This window comes from Nocardia rhamnosiphila NBRC 108938 (genome assembly GCF_000720425.1).
GTDB lineage: Bacteria > Actinomycetota > Actinomycetes > Mycobacteriales > Mycobacteriaceae > Nocardia > Nocardia rhamnosiphila.
On sequence record NZ_JOAJ01000008.1, the window covers coordinates 445,588 to 462,591 of the forward strand.

Consider the following 17,004-nt stretch of genomic DNA (forward strand, 5'->3'; position numbering starts at 1 on the left):
ACCGGACATCGTAGGGTGGTCGCATGACTGAACCCAGCACAGGCGATCCGGGCGCGCTCGCCGCTCGGTTGGCGGCCCTGCCCGACGAGCAGTTGCTGGCCGTCCTGGTGGTGGCCGCGGCGGGCCGCGACACGCTGGCCCCGCTGTACGAGGCCGCCACCCGGCTGCTGTCGGAAACCGGGCAGAGCGCGGTGGCGCCCGGTGTGATTCCCGGCACCCCGCAGCCCCCCGGCTATGGGGCCGCCTCGGACCTCGGTTCGTCGTCGCAGGTGGGTGGGGGTGCCGGCGCGGCAGCCGGGCCGAGCGGGGGAGCGGCCGGTGGTTACAGCGCTTCCGGTGTGCCGACGTTCGGTTCGGTTCGCGATAAGGTCGAGCGGCGTTTCGGCACCGCGTTCGGTGCGCGGGCACTCGGTAGGCAGAGCCCGGCCGGCCGCGGCGCCGACGAACAGTGGGAAGCGCGTGAACAGGCCGCGCGGGAACGTCTGGCACAGATTCGCACCTCCTTGCACGAGGGCGAAGGGGCCTGATCCCGCCCGGCCCGCGCCGGAGCGACAGGGGGCGGGGGCGATACCTCGGCCTTCGCTGTGGCCTGCGCCGACCGTATGAAGCCGCTCAGAAGGAGAATCTGTGACCGAGGTCGATACCGCACGGGTACTCGCCGGCCGGCTGCTCGACGCCCAGGTGCAGTGGCTGCTGAACGAAGTGAGCGGGGACCGGTTCGCCGAAGTCGTCGCCCGGGATGTGGCGGCCGCGCTCGAGGTCGCGGGCACGGTGCGCGCGGGCGAGGTCGTCGAGGTCGAACAACTCGAGCAGACCGTGGCCACCCTGGTCGACAAGGTGGGCGGCAGCGCGGTCCTGGCGGATACCGCCGGTCTGTTCGCCGACGCGATCTACGACAGTATCGCCGCCAACGAAGACCACACCCTGGGCGAACTGGTCGAACGCGAACCGGTCGAGGCGCTGCTGCAGAAGATCGTGGATATGCACCGGACCCAGGAACGGGTTCTGGAACGACTGACCGACAGTCCCCTGGTGGCCACCGTCGCCTCCAAGTTCGTCGACAAACTGGTCGGCGACTTCGTGGAGGCCAACCGGCAGCGCGCGGAGAAGATCCCCGGTATGGGCACACTCATGTCGATCGGGCAGTCGGCCGCCGACCGCGCCCGCAAGGCCGCCGAATCCAACAGCATCCTCGGTGATATCGCGGGCAAGGGCGCCCTGTACGCCCTCAAACGCACCAACAACGCCATCCGCGAAATGCTGCGCGACGCCCCCGTGCACGACGCCACCATGGAGTTCTGGGATCTGCACGCCGACGAACCGATCAGCGGCCTGCGGGAGTACCTGACGAAACAGGACCTCCACGAACTCGTCGGGCTCTGCTACCGCATCGCGGTGACCACCCGCGAGAAGGAGTACTTCGGCCTGCTGGTGGCCGAATGCGTGCAGGTTCTCCACGAGAAGTACCGGGACCATACGCTCGCCGAGTTGCTCGCGGAGCTGGGCCTCACCGGCGAGGACATCGTCACCGAGATCCTGCGCTACGGTCCGGCGGTGGTGGCGGCCGCCGAGCGGGACGGGGTGCTGGCCCGGTTGATCCGGGAACGACTGGAACCCTTCTACTACTCCGACGAGATCTTGGCGATCCTCACACCGGCCGAGTAGTGGAGGCGGCACCGCAGCGTCGATCGGGCGGATCACTCACCGCCGGGCCACGACCGCCCGTTCCACCGCGCCGAAGGCGATATCACTGATTTTGCCGAGGCCGGCCAGCAGCACGATGGCCAGCAGCATGATGTCGGTGCGGCCGGTGTTCTGACTGTCGATCAGCAGGAACCCCAGGCCTTTCGAGGACGCGATGAGTTCGGCGGCGACCAGGAACAGCCAGCCGTTCACCAGGCCCAGCCGCAGCCCGTTCAGGATCGAGGGCGCCGCGGCGGGCAGCATGATCCGGGTGAGCAGGGCCGCGCCGCGCAGGCCGTAGGCGCGGCCGACCTCGATCAGCTGCGGATCCACCTGGGACAGCGCCGAAGCGGTGGTGGTGTAGATCGGGAAGAACGCGCCGATGGCGACCAGCACCACCTTGGGTTGTTCGCCGATCCCCAGCCACAACAGCAGCAGCGGCACCCAGGCCAGGGACGGTACGGTGCGCAGGATCTCGACCGTCGGCGCGAGCAGGCGCCGGGCGAGGTCGGACAGCCCGATCAGCGCGCCCAGGGCCAGCGCGGCCGCCGCGCCGGCCAGGTAGCCGATGAGCTCGCGCTGCACACTGATGGCGAGGTGGTGCCACAGCGCGCCGTCACCGAGCAGGTCGATGGCGGCGGAGAGCACATCGGCCGGCGGCGGCAGCTGGGACGGCGAATACAGGCCGGCCACGGTGACGAGCTGCCACAGGGCGAGCAGCGTGAGCGGCACGATCAGGCCGAGTCCGACCCGGGCCCACCGCGGTGGGCCGACGGGCCGCGGAGTGTCCGCGGCGGTATCGGCGACCTGCGCTGTGGTGCTCATGCAGCGGCCCGCGCCGCGAATTCCGGTGCGAACAGGCTTTCCAGCGCGCCGGTCGCGGCTTCCGCCGATCGCACGCTGCCGTCACCGACGATGATGGGCACCACCCGCTCCAGCACAGTGCGCAGCTCCGGGCCGGGTACCGGGTCGTTGTCGAGCACGGTCCGGTCCAGTTCCTCCGCGGCGACCTCGGGGGTGACGCTCGCCTCCCGCGCCAGCAGCGCGGTCAGTTCCGCGGGATGCGCGAGCGCCCACTCACGTGCGGTCCGGTACGCGTCCACGACCGCCTGTGCCCGGTCCGGATGTTCGGCGAGGAAATCCTCCCGGGCGTTGAGGGTGCCGTAGGTGGCGAAATCCGGGTTCCGGTAGAGCAGTTGCGATTTGCCCTCCTGACGGCTCTGCGCCATATACGGGTCCAGTGCGGCCCAGGCCGCTACCGCACCGCGTTCCAGCGCGACCTTTCCGTCCGAGTGCTGGAGGTTGACGATATCGACATCCTTGCCGGTGAGCCCGGCGGTGGCGAGCGCCTGCAACAGGAAGAAGTAGGGGTCGGTGCCCTTGGTGGCCGCGATCTTGCGGCCGCGCAGGTCCGCGACCGTACCGATCGGGGAGCCGGGCGCCACGGCCAGTGCCGTCCATTCCGGTTTGCTGTACAGCGAGACGACTTTGATCGGAGTGTTGTTGGCCCGCGCCAACAGCGCCGCCGATCCGGCGGTCGATCCCACATCGATGGCTTCGGCGCGCAGATTCTCGTTGGCCTTGTTACTGCCGGCCGACAGCACCCAGGTCACGTCGTAACCGGCGCTCTCCAAAAGCCTCTGGTCCCGCACGACCAGGCTGAGCGGGTTGTAGTAGGCGTAGTCCAGTGCGATATCGGCGCCGCCCGCGTCACCGGACCCCTCACCCTGGACACAGCCGGCGGTCAGCGCGGCCACCGCCGCGGTCAGGATCGCCAGGGCGGCACGGAATTTCATCGGACGGTCTCCTTCACGAGAACCTCGGCGGCCGGGGCCGCGCCGGGCTCGGGACTCCGAGCCGGTCGAGCAGGGTGGCGCGCAATGCGGTGAGCCGGCCGTCGGTGCGTTCCCGGGGCCGCGGACCGGGCACCTCGAAGATCGACCCGATACCGGAGCCGCGACCGGGCTCCGGTTCCAGCAGCACGATCCGATCGGCCAGTACCAGCGCTTCGTCGATATCGTGGGTGACCAGCACCACCGTGGTGGCCACCTCACCGTGCACCTCGAGCAGCAGGTTCTGCATTTTCAGCCGGTTCAGCGCGTCCAGGGCGGCGAAGGGTTCGTCCAGCAGCAGCACTCCGGGCCGCCGCACCAGGGCCCGCGCCAGGGCCGCCCGCTGGGCCATCCCGCCGGAGATCCGGCGCGGCCGGTACTCCGCGAAACCGGTGAGCCCCACGATGTCCAGCCAGGTCCGCACGGCGGCGGCGCCGGCGGCGCGGCCCGTTCCGGCGGGCAACCCGAGCGCGACATTGCCGGCCACATTCCGCCACGGCAGCAGGCGCGGCTCCTGGAAGACGACCGCGCAGCGCGGGTCGACCCCGGTGATGGGCCGATCGTCGATGGTCACCGAACCGGCCGAGGGCCGATCGAGGCCGGCGATGAGCCGCAACAGGGTCGATTTCCCCGACCCGGACGCGCCGACGAGCGCGATGATCTGCCCGGGTGCGATATCGAGCTCGATATCGCGCAGCACGGTGGTGGGTCCGAAACTGCGGCGGACCCCGCGCAGCGTCAGGGTCGCGGGATGCAGGACGGTCGAGCTCACCGGGGGAAGGTATGCGCTTCGCCGGCCGGTGAACAGGTTTATACGAGGCGTGATTCGAACGATCGGCCGGTCACCGCCGGCCGCGAACGTCCGCGGTCTAGGAGGAGCGCACCTGCGCGGTGTCTTTCTTGTCCAGTTCGGCACGTTCGGCGAGCAGATCGCGGATCTCGGTCAGCAGGGCGATATCGGCCGGGGTCGACGGTTCGGCGTCCACCTTGTTGCGGGCGTAGAAGCGTTTCTGCATGGTCTTCATCGGCAGGATGAGCGCGAAGTACAGCACTGCCGCGACCATGACGAAATCGATGGCGGCGCTGATGATCGGGCCGAGCGCGATGAAGGTCGCGGGTTTGCCCGCGAGCAGTGTGACACCGAAACCGAACTGGCCGCTGCCGCCGAGGACGGCCAGCAACGGCTCCACCACGCCCTTGGTCACCGAACTCACCACCGCGGTGAACGCGGTGCCCATCACGACGGCGACGGCCAGATCGATGACGTTCCCGCGCATGAGGAAGTCTTTGAAACCTTTGAGCATCAATCCACTCCGTATCGAACGCTGCTGTTCACCGCCGGTCCCGGTCTCGGCCGCTGAGCGGTACCGCTGCGAGCGAGGTCCCGGCGCTACACCGCAGGTGATAGTGGCAGCCGGGGTTGCGCCGCGCAAACCGGCAGCGATCGGGTGCGCGCCCGGCCCGCCGGAATCCGCGCGCCCCGGGTGGCGTCGCCGGACCGGCGGCCCGCGCCGCACCGCGCTAGGGTCGAGGCATCGCCGGGGGAACAGCTATCAGGAGGAACCGTGGCATCGACGACACTGCTGGGCCGGGCGGTCCGGGGCTTCAACACGGGGGTGGTCGCCCTGCTCGACGCACCGGTGCTGGGCCCCCTGCTGGGTAAGGGTTTCGTGGAGATCGAGTACGTGGGGCGGCGATCGGGCCGGACGTTCCGGACCCCGGTGAACTATCTGAAGAAGGACGGCGGCCTGCTCATCGGTGTCGCCATGCCCGATAAGAAGACCTGGTGGCGCAATTTCCTCGGCGCGGGCGCGCCCCTCGTGCTGCACTTCCGCGACGGCGATCGGCGCGGGCACGCGACCGCCCGGCGCGACGAGAAGGGCCGTGTCGGCGTGCGAGTCCGGTTCGACGAGCCCGGCTGAGTTCGGCGCGGGCATCGAGAGTACGGGCGGGTCGTTGTCGCGGGGCGCGAAAACAGCTGTGCGGTAGGCCGGGTGAGCCGGTAGTCTTCCTGCCGTGTCGAGCCCGGAGGCATCCAGAGCAGGGCTGCCGGTCATCCCCGTCAGCCCCTGACCTTTCGCTACCCGTTCACCGTGCCGCCTTCCGGCCGCACGGTCATCCGGTGATTCCCGGGCGCTGACCGGGGTGACGAGACGATTCCTGTCTCTTCCACCTCGGAGCCCTTCATGCCTTTCACTCTCTACCTGCTCGCCCTGGCGGTCTTCGCCATGGGCACCTCGGAATTCATGCTCGCCGGTCTCGTCCCGGATATCGCGGCCGATCTCGGTGTGGACCTCGGCGCCACCGGCCTGCTGACCTCGGCGTTCGCCATCGGAATGGTTGTGGGCGCACCGCTGATGGCGGGTCTCGCCCGGAACTGGCCGATCCGCTCGAGCCTGCTGGGTTTTCTGCTGTTGTTCCTGGCCGCGCATATCGCCGGAGCGGTGACCGGCAGTTTCTCCGTCCTGGTCGCCACCAGGGTGGTGGCCGCCGTCGCGAACGCCGGGTTCCTCGCGGTCGCGCTGACCGCGGCCGCGGCGCTGGTCCCCGCCGGACGGCAGGGCCGGGCGCTGGCGATCCTGCTGGGTGGTACCGCCCTCGCCACGGTGGCGGGGGTGCCGGGTGGCGCACTACTCGGGGCGATGCTCGGCTGGCGGGCCACCTTCTGGGCGCTCGCGCTGCTGTGCCTGCCGGCCGCGGCCGGTGTCGTCGTGGCCGGAATGCCCGGCCACTCGGGGCAGACCGCCGCCCCCTACCTCCGTCGCGAACTCGCGCAGTTGCGACGTCCGCGGTTGCTCGTGGTCATGCTGCTGGGGGCGCTCGTCAACGCGGCGACTTTCGGCAGCTTCACCTTCCTCGCGCCGTTGGTCACCGGGACGGGTGGGTTCGGCGCCTTCTGGGTGCCGGTAGTGCTGGTGCTGTTCGGCGTGGGTTCCTTCGCCGGTGTGACAGTCGCCGGGCGATTGTCCGACGAGTACGCCGCGGTGGTGATCGCGGTCGGGGGCCCGCTGCTGTGCGGCGGCTGGTTCGCGCTCGCGTTGACCGCCGACCGTCCCGTCGCCCTGCTCGTCCTGGTGTGCGTGCTGGGGGCGCTGTCGTTCGGGGTGGGGAGCCCGCTGATCGCACGCGTGCTCTACGAGGCCGCGGGCGCGCCGACCATGGCGGGCTCCTATGCGACGGCGGCGTTGAACGTCGGTGCCGCGGCGGGGCCCGCGCTGGCGGGGCTGGCCCTGGGGACCGGTTGGGGTGACCGGGGGCCGATGTGGGTGAGCGGTGTCCTGGTGGGAGTGGCGCTGCTGCCGGCACTGCGCTTCCGCGCGATATTCACCGGGGCGGCGACCCGGTAGGACGACAGAGCCGCTGTGCGTGCGCGGTTTATCGGCCGGTGAACAGCGGGTGGTGTAAACGGAACGTAACAGTGTCCAGAGTTCGACAACACGCGACCGGAATCGGTGTGCCGACCCCCTGCCGTTCGTTAATCTCACCCTCACCATCCGGATCGGCCGAGTGGTGTGGCGCAACGGCCAGGGGTGATGGAGGTCGAGCGTGGGTGCACCGTCGGCGATCGATACGCGGGCCCGCGGTCCGCGTCTGTATCACGTCCACCAGGATCATCCGCTGGCCGTGGCGCTGCTCGCGGAACTCGCCATCGACCACAGCATCCGCTACGGCGGTACGGCCGGTGCGATCCACCGGCGGCTCCGGGACTGCCCGGCCGCCGATTACTCCGCCCCCGACGGTGATCTGCTGGTGCTGGTGGACCACGGCGGCCCGGTCGCGGGCGGCGGATTCCGCCGGTTCGATCCGACGACCGCCGAGGTCCAACGTGTCTGGACCGCGCGCGAGTACCGGCGTGGCGGACTCGCGACCCGGGTGCTCGCGGAACTGGAAGCCGAGATGGTCCGGCTGGGCTACCGGGAGGCCCTTGTCACGGCCGGCGACCGGCAGCCCGAGGCACGTGCGCTCTATCGGGCGGCCGGATACGCGGAGGTGGGTCCTGGTGCCGCCCGCCTCTTCCGGTTCGCGAAAGCCCTCGGTGCCGGAGCGCGGCAGCTCGGCACGACAACGCCGGGTGCCGCGGCGCGAATCCGCGTCCGGGGTCGCCGGCGCGGGTGAGCCGGGCAGTCGGCGCGACGCAGCGACGATGGAGCGTCGCGGACCGGCCGCAGGGCGATCCGGTGGCCGCGGCGGCAGTGACTCCGGAGGATCGCGGCCGGGTCGCGAGGGCGGTCGGGTGGCCGCGGTGGCAGTATCCTGGCGGCCGGTCCCGGCCCACCGCGGCCGGAAAGGATTTTCGTGCTCGCGTCCGTACTCTTCGCCGTGCTCGCCGCCGGTCAGCTGGCGCTCGCCGGCCGGTGCGCGCTCCGGTTCCGGGTGACCGGTGACCGGCTGCTCCTCGTACCCGCCGTGGTGTGCGCGGCCCTGGCCTACGACAACGCGGTACTCGCGGCGGGGCGCTGGATCGGTGCCGGTGCGACGCTGGAGAGCTGGTCGGCGCCCCGTTTCGTCGCCCATATCGTGCTCACCCCGCTATTGATGCCGTGGGCGTGCGCCGCCGCGGCCCGGGCCGGGGTCGGGTGGGCGCGGACTCGGTGGGTACCGGCCGCGGTCGCGGCGCTGACGGCGGCGGTCATCGTGGTGGGGGTGGCCAGCGAGCTGACCCCGCTCACGCTGGAACCGCGGGAGTGGGCGGGCACCGTGCGCTACACCACCGCGCACGCGTCGGTGGCCGGACTGCTGCCGCCGGTGGTGACGGTGGTGGTCGTGCTGGTGGCGGCGGTGGCGGTGTGGCGGGCGCGGGGTTACCGGCTCTGGACCGTGACCACCGTGATCATGACGGTGGTCTCGGCGGCCATGCCACCCATGCTGCTCACCAACTGCGCCGAACTGGTGTTCACCGGAGGTGTCGTCGCGACCGCGATATGGCTGGCGAAGCAGTCCCGGGCTGCCGGTGTCGCGGTGCGCTGACCGATTTTCGGGCCGGGCGATGAATTCCGCGACCGGGACACGTCGTGTGTGATGTACATACCGGCCGGCGGAATACCCGGCCGGACCAGGTACGGGCGTGCCCGCGGCGAAGGAGAATCGAATGACCCACGGCAAAGACCTCGCACTGTCGCATATCGGTGTGCTGGTCGGCGATCAGCAGGAGGCCCTCGAGTTCTACCGGGATGTGATCGGCCTCGAGGTCCGCGCGGATCTGCCGCTGGGCCCGCTGCGCTGGGTCACCGTGGGGCCGGCCGGACAGCCCGGTATCGAGTTCATCCTGGAGACCCCGTCCATGGTGCCCGATCCCGAGCAGCGCGCCGAGGCGCGGCGCCGGCTGGCCGCGGGGGCGCACGGCACGCTGATCTTCGTCACGGAAGCGGTGGACGAGACCTTCGCGCGGCTGCGCGACGCCGGGGTCCGGGTCACCCAGGAACCCGCCGATCAACCCTATGGCGTGCGCGACTGTGGTTTCGCCGATCCCTGGGGAAACTTCCTGCGTTTCTCCCAGCCACTGGGCTGAGGGCAGGAGGGGCGTCACCTGTGCCGATAGTGGGGTTCCGCGGCGTCCGGCGCACCCGGCCGGCCCCGGCCGTGTGCGTCGTCACAGCTACCGGCACGGTGGCCGTCCATACTTCTGATCATGGGCGATGCGCAGACCGCTGAAGGAAACGACGCGACCCTGCCGCTGCGCGAGGACATCCGGTTCCTCGGCGGCGTGCTCGGCGACACCATTCGCGATCACGAGGGCCCCGAGGTCTTCGACCTCGTGGAGCGGGTGCGGGTGGAGGCGTTCCGAGTCCGGCGGGAGGAGGTGGAGCGCAGCGCGGTCGGCGAAATGCTGGCCGGGGTGGAAATCGCGGTGGCACTGCCGCTGATCCGGGCCTTCAGTTATTTCGTCCTGCTGGCCAATCTCGCCGAGGACATCCAGCGTGACCGCCGCCGCGCCGCGCACGAGGCAGCGGGCGAAGCCCCGCAGGACTCCTCCCTGGCCGCCACCTACCGGAAACTGGACGCGGCCGCGGTGCCGGGGGAGCGGGTCGCCGAACTGCTGGCCGACGCGCTGGTGTCCCCGGTGATCACCGCACATCCCACCGAGACCCGGCGCCGTACGGTGTTCGACACCCAGACCCGCGTCACCGAATTGATGCGCCGGCGGCAGCGGGCCCCCGAATCCGAACGGGAACAGCTCGAGCTCGAGATCCGGCGGCAGGTACTCACTCTCTGGCGTACGGCGCTGATCAGGTTGTCGCGGCTGCGTATCCAGGACGAGATCGCGGTCGGGCTGCGGTACTACGAACTCACCTTGTTCGATGTCATCCCCGCCATCAACGCGAGCGTGCGCACGGCGCTGGGGTCGCGCTGGCCCGAGCAGCGGTTGCTGTCGAAACCCATGCTGCGGCCCGGTTCGTGGATCGGCGGGGACCGGGACGGTAACCCGTATGTGACGGCGGAGGTGGTGCGCACGGCGGCCGCGCAGGCCGCGGGGGTGGCGTTCGCGCGTTACCTGCGCGAACTGGTGCAGTTGGAGAAGACACTGGCGCTGTCGGCGCGGCTGGTCCCGGTGACCGCGGGACTGCGCGCGCTCGCCGACGGCGGCTATCCGGACCCGAAGACCTACGCCGACGAACCGTATCGGCGGGCGCTGTACGGCATCCGGGTCCGGCTCACCGCGACCGCGCGGCGCGCTGTCGCCGCGCTGGACCCCGAGGCGGCGGGCCCCTGGGAGTTCGAATCGTCCGCCGCCGGCGAGGGCGCCGCCGGCGCTCCCTACGGCACGCCCCAGGAGTTGCTCGACGATCTCGACGCCGTCGATGCCTCGCTGCGCGCCGGCGGAGACGCACTGCTCGCCGACGACCACCTCGCGGCGTTGCGCTGTGCGGTGGAGACTTTCGGGTTCCATCTGCAGGGCCTGGATATGCGTCAGAATTCCGAAACCCATGAGCAGGTCGTGGCCGAACTGCTGGCCTGGGCGGGCGTGCATCCGGATTATCCGAGCCTGCCCGAGTCCGAGCGGGTGGACCTGCTCACCCGGGAACTGCGTACCCGCCGCCCGCTGCTGGGACCGCGGGCGCGGATCGGCGAGCAGGCGGCCAAAGAGCTGGGAATCATCCGTGCGGGCGCCGCCGTGGTGGCCGCGCTGGGCCCGGACGCGGTCCCCAACTACATCATCTCGATGTGTACCTCGGTCAGTGATCTGCTCGAGGCCGCCCTGCTGCTCAAGGAGGGCGGCCTGCTGGATCCTGGAGACGCGGACAGCGGCCCCTCCTGCCCGGCCGGGATCGTGCCGCTGTTCGAAACCATCGAGGATCTGGCGGCCGGTGCGTCGACGCTGGCCGCGGCACTGCAGGTGCCGGAGTACCGGGAGCTGGTGGTGGCACGCGGAATGCGCCAGGAGGTGATGCTCGGCTACTCCGATTCGAACAAGGACGGCGGATACCTGGCCGCGAACTGGGCGCTGTACCGGGCGGAACTGGACCTGGTGGAGTTGGCGCGCGAATACGGGATCCGGCTGCGGCTGTTCCACGGTCGCGGCGGCACCGTCGGGCGCGGCGGGGGCCGCAGCTACGACGCGATCCTCGCGCAGCCCGCCGGCGCCGTGCGGGGTTCCCTGCGGCTGACCGAACAGGGTGAGGTCATCGCGGCGAAATACGCCGAACGCGGCGCCGCGCACCGCAATCTCGAATCGCTCATCGCGGGCACCCTCGAATCGACGCTGCTGGATGTCGAGGGGCTGGGCGCCGATGCCGAACCCTCCTACGCGCTCATGGACGAACTCGCGGACCGGGCCCGCGCCGCCTATGCGCGGCTGGTGCACGAAACCCCCGGCTTTGTGGAGTACTTCCGGCAGTCGACTCCGGTCGCCGAGGTGGGCGACCTCAATATCGGCAGCCGTCCCGCCTCTCGTAAACCCACCAACTCGGTCTCGGATCTGCGGGCCATTCCGTGGGTGATGTCCTGGAGCCAGGCCCGGGTGATGCTGCCCGGCTGGTACGGCACCGGGACCGCGCTCGAGGAGTGGATCGACGGCGATCCGGACCGGCTCGCGCGGCTCTCGGATCTGTACCGCCGGTGGCCGTTCTTCCGGACCGTACTGTCGAATCTCGCGCAGGTGATGGCGAAGAGCGACCTCGATATCGCCGCCCGTTACGCCGAACTGGTCGACGATATCGATCTGCGCAAACGCATCTTCGGGATGATCGAGCGCGAGCACGCCCGGACCGTCGCCGTCCATGCCGCCATCACCGGCAACGACCATCTGCTGGCCGACAATCCGTCGCTGGCGGAATCCATCCGCAACCGGTTCCCGTATCTGGAACCGCTGAACCAGATGCAGGTCGAACTGTTGCGCCGGTTGCGTGCCGGGGACGATTCCGAACTGGTGAAACGCGGCATCCTGCTGACGATGAACGGTTTGGCCACGGCGCTGCGCAACTCGGGCTGACCCGCGCCGGCCGGCGGTACGGGTACCGGTGCGGGCGCTGTTCGTCTCGGATCGGGCTCGGTGTCACCCGCGGCGGCGCCGGCCGTCGTACCGTCGGCTGTATGACGACCTGGAGTGAATTCACCGCCGAGGCGCCGCGGATCAGCGAGATCTTCCGTCGTCGCCACACCGCGACCAGCAATCTGTGCATGCTCGCCACTCTGCGTTCGGACGGATTCCCCCGGATCAGTCCGGTGGAGCCGCTCATCTTCGAGGAGAAATTGGTGATCGTCGGGATGCCGGGCACCACCAAATTCCGGGATCTCGCGCGCGATCCGCGCTTCTGCCTGCACACCGCGACCGAGGACACGATGGTGTCCGACGGGGACGCGAAACTGTTCGGTCTGGTGATCGATGATCCGGATACCGCGTTGCACGCGCGTTTCGCCGAGTACCTGTACGAGGACAGCGGGCTGGATCTGCGGAACCAGCCGTTCGAGCACTTCTTCGTGGCCGACCTGACCTCGGCGTCGTCGGTCGAGGTCGGCGACGATCTGTTGCGGGTCACCATCTGGAAACCGGGTGAGGGCGAGCGTGTGGTGGAGAAGCGTTAGACCCGGGGCGCGGGTTCCCGGGTCGCCGCGAGGTCACGGTACGCCCGCCAGCCGCAGCGCGGCCGTGGTCGCGGCCGCGGCCACCAGGGCCGCGGGCAGCGGCGCCCGGAACCGGTAGAGCACACCGGCGGTCAGGACTCCGGCCGGGCGCGCGATCCCGGCCGCGGTGCCGTCCTCGGTCAGGGCGGTGGTGCATACGAGGGCGGCGAGGACGACGACGGACGCGTTCTCCAGAAGCGCGGTGGTCCGGGCGGAGACAGTGATCCGGGGCCCCAGTACCGGCCCGGCGAGGCGGAAGGCGAATGTTCCGGCCGCCAGTGCGAGGGCGGCGCCCACCAGGTATCCGAGGCCGTTCATCGCGCCCACGGCCGTGGAATCGTGCGGGCGGCGGCCACGGCGGCGAGCAGAATCGGCAGGCCGGCGGGCAGCAGCGGAGTCGTGAGCAGGGCGAGGGCGGACCCGGCGAGGGCACCGCGCCGGACCGTGGGTTCGCGTAGCGCGGGCATGATCAGCCCCAGCAATACCGCCGGGAACACGGCATCCACCCCGAAGACACCGGGGTCGGGCACCGCGGTGCCGAGCAGGCCGCCCAGCAGTGTCCCGCCGGGCCAGACCGCCAGGATGCCGGCGCCGCAGGCCAGGTAGGCGGCCCGGCCGTGGCCGGTGGTGCGCTGGGCAAGCGCCACCGCCACGGTCTCGTCGTTGAGCAGGTGCGCGCCGCGGAGGCCGCGCCACCCGGTGCCGAGGACCTCGGGGACCGCGAGGCCGTAGCCGATATGGCGTGCGTTGATCAGCAGGCCGGCGCACAGGGCGGCGAGCGGGCTGCCGCCGGCGGCGACGATCCCGACGAACAGGAATTCCGATCCGGCGGCCAGGACGAGCACACCGAGCACGACCGGGAACCACAGGGGGAAACCGGCCGCGACCGCAGTGGCCCCGTAGGACATACCGGCCACCGTGACCGCGGCGCAGAGTGCGGTGATCAGTGATCGGGTCGGCGGATCGACCGTTCGCCATAACGAACGCATGGCTACCATAGTGAACATGGACGCCACTGTTCGTCAAACCGAACAAAACGATTCTGAACCGAACAATGGGCCGCCCGGTCACCCCGGAGCAGGTCGCGACCGGACCCCGCAGCAGGTGATCGCCGCATCGCTGCGCCGGGAGCGCCTGCGCGCGGAGCTGTCTCTGACCGAGGTGGCCCGGCGGGCCGGTATCGCGAAATCGACCCTTTCGCAGCTCGAATCCGGCAGCGGCAACCCCAGCCTGGAGACCCTGTGGGCGCTGTGCCTGGCGCTGGAGGTGCCCTTCTCACGCCTGCTCGACCCACCGCGCCCGCAGATCCGGGTGATCCGGGCTGCGGAGGGGCCGGCGGTGTTCTCGGCCGAGGCCGATTACCGGGCCACGCTGCTGGCGGTCGGCCCGGCGGGGGTGCGCCGCGATATCTACCGGGTCGCCGCCGAGCCCGGGCCGCGGCGGGCCTCCCAGCCGCACCTTCCCGGAACGGTGGAACATGTACTGCTCGGCGCGGGCCGCGCGCTCGTCGGGACGGCCGACGAGCTCGTGGAACTCACGCCGGGTGACTACATCGCCTATCCGGCCGATGTTCCGCACGTATTCGAAGCACTCGCGCCCGCCACGGTGGCGACGCTGATCTCCGAATATTCCTGACGCGCCGGTATCGGGCCGGTCGTCACTGTCCGGTGAAACGGGGCGTGCGCCGCTCCAGCATGGCGGCGACGGCTTCGTCGTGATCGGCGGTGTGGTGTGTGAGGGCCTGCATCGCGGCGGAGAGCTCCAGCAGTGTTTCCAGGCTCTGCTGCTGGCCCTCGCGCAACAGGCGTTTGGTCATCCGCAGCGCGTGCGGTGGATTGGCCGCGATCTCGGCGGCGAGCCGGTGGGCGGCGTCGAGCAGCCGATCGGGTTCGACGACCTCGTTGACCATTCCCCAGTCGAGTGCGGTGGCGGCGTCGATGGCGGCGCCCGTGAACGCCAGCTGGCTGGCGCGGGCCATCCCCACCGCCCGCGGCAGCAGCCAGGCCCCGCCGTCCCCGGGGATGAGGCCCAGGCGGACGAAGCTCTCCGCGAAGGTGGCGGTGGTCGCGGCGATCCGCATATCGCACATGAGGGCGAGATCGCAGCCGGCGCCGATCGCCGGGCCGTTCACCGCGGCGATGGTGGGGATCTCGCAGTGGTACAGCGCCCTGGGGATGCGCTGGATACCGCGCCGGTAGCCTTGGCGCAGGTCGGCCGGGGCGCCGCCGAACATTCCGGCCTTGTCCCGCATGTGCTTGACATTGCCGCCGGCGCTGAACGCCGTACCCGCTCCGGTGAGGATGGCCACCCGGAGGGAATGGTCGCGGTCGGCGGCCCGGACGGCGTTCTCCAGGGCTTCGATCGTCGCCTCGTCGGAGATCGGATTGCGCTGCTCGGGATTGTCGATGGTCCAGACGACGACGTCGCCGGTGCGCTCCACGCGCACGGGTGCGGTCACGGTAACTCCTCGGGCCACGGTGCTGCGGTCATCGGCAACAATGCCCGATCGGTTCGGGTGGGGCGAGTGCGAGGTGCGGTTCGGCGCGGCGGCCCGGGTCTCCGCGGCGTCTCGTGTGGGTGTGTTGCCGGGAGGTGCCGCGACCCGCCTGTTCCGGTGGTCGCGCTCGTGCGCCAGCCGCGCGGTGAGGCCGACGAGGGTGCGGGTGTGTGACTCGAGCCGTGCGAGTGAGGTGCCGAGTTCGCCGTCCGGGACCGTGGTGAGGTCGCAGGAGAGCAGTGCGTCGACGGCCCGCTCCAGGGCGCCGAGCCGATCTCGAAGCCTGCCATTCGAACGCATGTTCTAAATGCTAGCCGATGTGGTGAGGGCGTCGGCGGGTGTGGGAGCGGGGGTCTCGCCGCGAGTGTCGGCGAGTCGCCGAGCGGGGCCGGTGTTCTCGATGTCCGGCCGGGTTCCGGGGCGGGTGTGCCCAGTACGCCCCTCACGAGTTTCGACCGCAGATCGGCATATTGGAATTTACTTTCTAGAGCATCGATTCTAATATTGCGAGGTGGGCCGATCCGCCAAGTACGACAGGGACGAGATTCTCGATGCCGCGCTGGCTTTGATCGCGGAGCAGGGTCCGCAGGCGGCGACGATGGGGGCGATCGCCCGCCGTCTGGGCGCACCCATCGGCTCCATCTATCACCGGTTCGCGTCCCGGGACCTGATCATCGCCGAACTCTGGATCCGCGGGATCCGCCGCTTCCAGGCCGGGTTCGTCACGGCGCTGGAGAGCGGCGATATCGAGGCCGCCGCGATGCACAGCGTGCGCTGGTGTCGCACGCACACCGCCGAAGCGGCGGTTCTACTGCTGCACCGCCGCGAAGATCTGGCCCAGCGGTGGCCCGGGGAACTCGGCGAGCAGTTGCGCGCGCTCAACGACGACGCGGCCGTCGCCTACCGGACGCTGCGCGCCCGGCACCCCGATCTCGACGGCCACCGCCTGGGTTTCGCGGTGTTCGATGTGCCGGCGGGCGCGGTACGCCGGCATCTCGCCGAACTCCGTCCCCCGCCGTCCTGGGTCGACGATCTGGTGCGCACCGCGGTCCGAGCAGTCCTGGAGGAGCGACCATGACCGAGCGCGACCGACATCTCACCCCGCCGCCGGCGTCGAGCTTCTTCGAACGGCTCGACGCCGGCCGGTTCGCTCCCACGGCCGGCGCCGGGTCGCCGTGGGGTCCGGATACGCAGCATCTGGGCCCCTGTTCGGCGCTGCTGGCCCGGGCCGTCGAACACCATCTGGTACCGGATGACCGCAAACGCCTCGCCCGGCTGACCGTCGACACTCTCGCACCGGTCCCGATGGAACCCCTGCGGATCCGGGTCGCCACCGTCAAGCCGGGGCGGCGCACCGAACTCGTGGAAGCCGTCGCCGGGGTCGGTGATCGGCCGGTGCTCACGGCCCGGGCCTGGTGTATGCCGGTGACGCCGGCGGACTACCCGTCCCGGCCCGGCGGTGCCGGGTTGCGCGCGCCGGAGCCGTCGCCGCGCCCGGTGCGTTTTCCGGGCGCCTATCTCGGCGGATACATGTCGGCGGTCGACTGGTGTTTCGCCGAGGGCGGGTTCGACGAGCTCGGCCCGGCGCGGGTCTGGGCGCGGCCGCGGATCCCGCTCCTGCCGGACGAGGACCTCTCTGCCTGGCAGCGGGCGCTGACCGTCGTGGACTCCGCCTACGGCGCGGCCCTGTGCCTGGACCTCGTGCGATACCCCGTCATCAATGCCGACCTGGCGCTCGCGCTGTACCGGGATCCGGCCGGTGACTGGATCGGCCTGGACACTCGCACGGGAATCGCGCCCGAGGGCGGGGCACTCAACACCGCGACGGTGTACGACCGGACCGGGCCGGTGGGGACCGCCACGCAGACACTGCTGGCGCAGGCTGTGTGATCAAGAGCGGCGGGCCGGGTGGCGTGGACCGGGAAGGCC

19 protein-coding genes are annotated in these 17,004 nt (G+C 70.7%); 12 read left to right on the forward strand and 7 right to left on the reverse strand.

Translation table 11 applies throughout. The features are described from left to right. Positions 1 to 23: 23 nt before the first annotated feature. Together IG75_RS0126515 and IG75_RS0126520 are read left to right on the forward strand one after the other, a co-directional pair. Positions 24 to 527 (forward strand): hypothetical protein, encoded by a 504-nt coding sequence (locus IG75_RS0126515; RefSeq protein WP_030523695.1) that lies wholly within the window; start codon positions 24 to 26, stop codon positions 525 to 527. Between the two features lie 100 nt (positions 528 to 627). Further along, positions 628 to 1,665: a hypothetical protein gene (locus tag IG75_RS0126520; RefSeq protein ID WP_030523694.1), complete on the forward strand. Its 1,038-nt coding sequence runs from the start codon at positions 628 to 630 to the stop codon at positions 1,663 to 1,665. Between the two features lie 36 nt (positions 1,666 to 1,701). Here the strand turns inward: IG75_RS0126520 and IG75_RS0126525 are convergent, their stop codons facing one another. The 4 genes from IG75_RS0126525 to mscL form a co-directional block, all read right to left on the reverse strand. Continuing rightward, positions 1,702 to 2,508, reverse strand: coding sequence for an ABC transporter permease (locus tag IG75_RS0126525; protein WP_081877108.1), 807 nt, complete (start codon positions 2,506 to 2,508; stop codon positions 1,702 to 1,704). Continuing rightward, positions 2,505 to 3,479, reverse strand: coding sequence for an aliphatic sulfonate ABC transporter substrate-binding protein (locus IG75_RS0126530; protein ID WP_030523692.1), 975 nt, complete (start codon positions 3,477 to 3,479; stop codon positions 2,505 to 2,507). Before IG75_RS0126530 ends, IG75_RS0126525 begins: the two co-directional genes overlap by 4 nt. Before the next feature lie 13 nt (positions 3,480 to 3,492). Continuing rightward, positions 3,493 to 4,257, reverse strand: coding sequence for an ABC transporter ATP-binding protein (locus IG75_RS0126535; RefSeq protein ID WP_156059174.1), 765 nt, complete (start codon positions 4,255 to 4,257; stop codon positions 3,493 to 3,495). Positions 4,258 to 4,384: 127 nt separating this feature from the next. Next, positions 4,385 to 4,819, reverse strand: a complete 435-nt coding sequence (gene mscL / locus IG75_RS0126540; RefSeq protein WP_030523690.1) for a large conductance mechanosensitive channel protein MscL — start codon at positions 4,817 to 4,819, stop codon at positions 4,385 to 4,387. A gap of 261 nt (positions 4,820 to 5,080) precedes the next feature. Between mscL and IG75_RS0126545 the strand changes: the two genes are divergently transcribed. The 7 genes from IG75_RS0126545 (at position 5,081) to IG75_RS0126575 (ending at position 12,539) form a co-directional block, all read left to right on the forward strand. After that, complete coding sequence (locus IG75_RS0126545; RefSeq protein ID WP_030523689.1) at positions 5,081 to 5,437, forward strand: PNPOx family protein; 357 nt, start codon at positions 5,081 to 5,083, stop codon at positions 5,435 to 5,437. Positions 5,438 to 5,701: 264 nt separating this feature from the next. Then, positions 5,702 to 6,862: a Cmx/CmrA family chloramphenicol efflux MFS transporter gene (locus IG75_RS0126550; protein ID WP_030523688.1), complete on the forward strand. Its 1,161-nt coding sequence runs from the start codon at positions 5,702 to 5,704 to the stop codon at positions 6,860 to 6,862. 199 nt (positions 6,863 to 7,061) lie between these two features. After that, positions 7,062 to 7,631, forward strand: a complete 570-nt coding sequence (locus IG75_RS0126555; protein WP_051714929.1) for a GNAT family N-acetyltransferase — start codon at positions 7,062 to 7,064, stop codon at positions 7,629 to 7,631. 180 nt (positions 7,632 to 7,811) lie between these two features. Next, on the forward strand, positions 7,812 to 8,483 hold the full coding sequence (locus IG75_RS0126560) for a hypothetical protein (protein WP_030523686.1): 672 nt from the start codon (positions 7,812 to 7,814) through the stop codon (positions 8,481 to 8,483). A 121-nt stretch (positions 8,484 to 8,604) separates the two neighbouring features. Beyond that, the gene (locus tag IG75_RS0126565) at positions 8,605 to 9,024 is read left to right on the forward strand and encodes a VOC family protein (protein ID WP_030523685.1); all 420 of its coding nucleotides are present in this window, start codon (positions 8,605 to 8,607) and stop codon (positions 9,022 to 9,024) included. A gap of 120 nt (positions 9,025 to 9,144) precedes the next feature. Further along, on the forward strand, positions 9,145 to 11,946 hold the full coding sequence (gene ppc / locus IG75_RS0126570; protein WP_030523684.1) for a phosphoenolpyruvate carboxylase: 2,802 nt from the start codon (positions 9,145 to 9,147) through the stop codon (positions 11,944 to 11,946). 101 nt (positions 11,947 to 12,047) lie between these two features. After that, the gene (locus tag IG75_RS0126575) at positions 12,048 to 12,539 is read left to right on the forward strand and encodes a pyridoxamine 5'-phosphate oxidase family protein (RefSeq protein ID WP_030523683.1); all 492 of its coding nucleotides are present in this window, start codon (positions 12,048 to 12,050) and stop codon (positions 12,537 to 12,539) included. Between the two features lie 33 nt (positions 12,540 to 12,572). Here IG75_RS0126575 and IG75_RS0126580 read toward each other — a convergent pair whose 3' ends face one another. Then, positions 12,573 to 12,896, reverse strand: coding sequence for an AzlD domain-containing protein (locus IG75_RS0126580; protein WP_030523682.1), 324 nt, complete (start codon positions 12,894 to 12,896; stop codon positions 12,573 to 12,575). Then, on the reverse strand, positions 12,893 to 13,585 hold the full coding sequence (locus IG75_RS0126585; RefSeq protein WP_307687598.1) for an AzlC family ABC transporter permease: 693 nt from the start codon (positions 13,583 to 13,585) through the stop codon (positions 12,893 to 12,895). The genes IG75_RS0126580 and IG75_RS0126585 overlap by 4 nt, the downstream gene beginning before the upstream one ends. On the opposite strand from IG75_RS0126585, the gene IG75_RS0126590 reads away from it, so the two are divergent. Further along, on the forward strand, positions 13,584 to 14,213 hold the full coding sequence (locus tag IG75_RS0126590) for a helix-turn-helix domain-containing protein (protein WP_081877148.1): 630 nt from the start codon (positions 13,584 to 13,586) through the stop codon (positions 14,211 to 14,213). The genes IG75_RS0126585 and IG75_RS0126590 overlap by 2 nt on opposite strands. Before the next feature lie 22 nt (positions 14,214 to 14,235). Here the strand turns inward: IG75_RS0126590 and IG75_RS0126595 are convergent, their stop codons facing one another. Beyond that, positions 14,236 to 15,036: a crotonase/enoyl-CoA hydratase family protein gene (locus tag IG75_RS0126595; RefSeq protein WP_030523679.1), complete on the reverse strand. Its 801-nt coding sequence runs from the start codon at positions 15,034 to 15,036 to the stop codon at positions 14,236 to 14,238. 550 nt (positions 15,037 to 15,586) lie between these two features. Here IG75_RS0126595 and IG75_RS0126600 point away from each other — a divergent pair. After that, positions 15,587 to 16,153 carry a TetR/AcrR family transcriptional regulator gene (locus IG75_RS0126600; RefSeq protein ID WP_030523678.1) on the forward strand — a complete coding sequence of 189 codons (567 nt, stop codon included), beginning with the start codon at positions 15,587 to 15,589 and terminating at the stop codon, positions 16,151 to 16,153. After that, positions 16,150 to 16,965: a thioesterase family protein gene (locus IG75_RS0126605; protein WP_051714930.1), complete on the forward strand. Its 816-nt coding sequence runs from the start codon at positions 16,150 to 16,152 to the stop codon at positions 16,963 to 16,965. The genes IG75_RS0126600 and IG75_RS0126605 overlap by 4 nt, the downstream gene beginning before the upstream one ends. Positions 16,966 to 17,004: the final 39 nt, after the last annotated feature.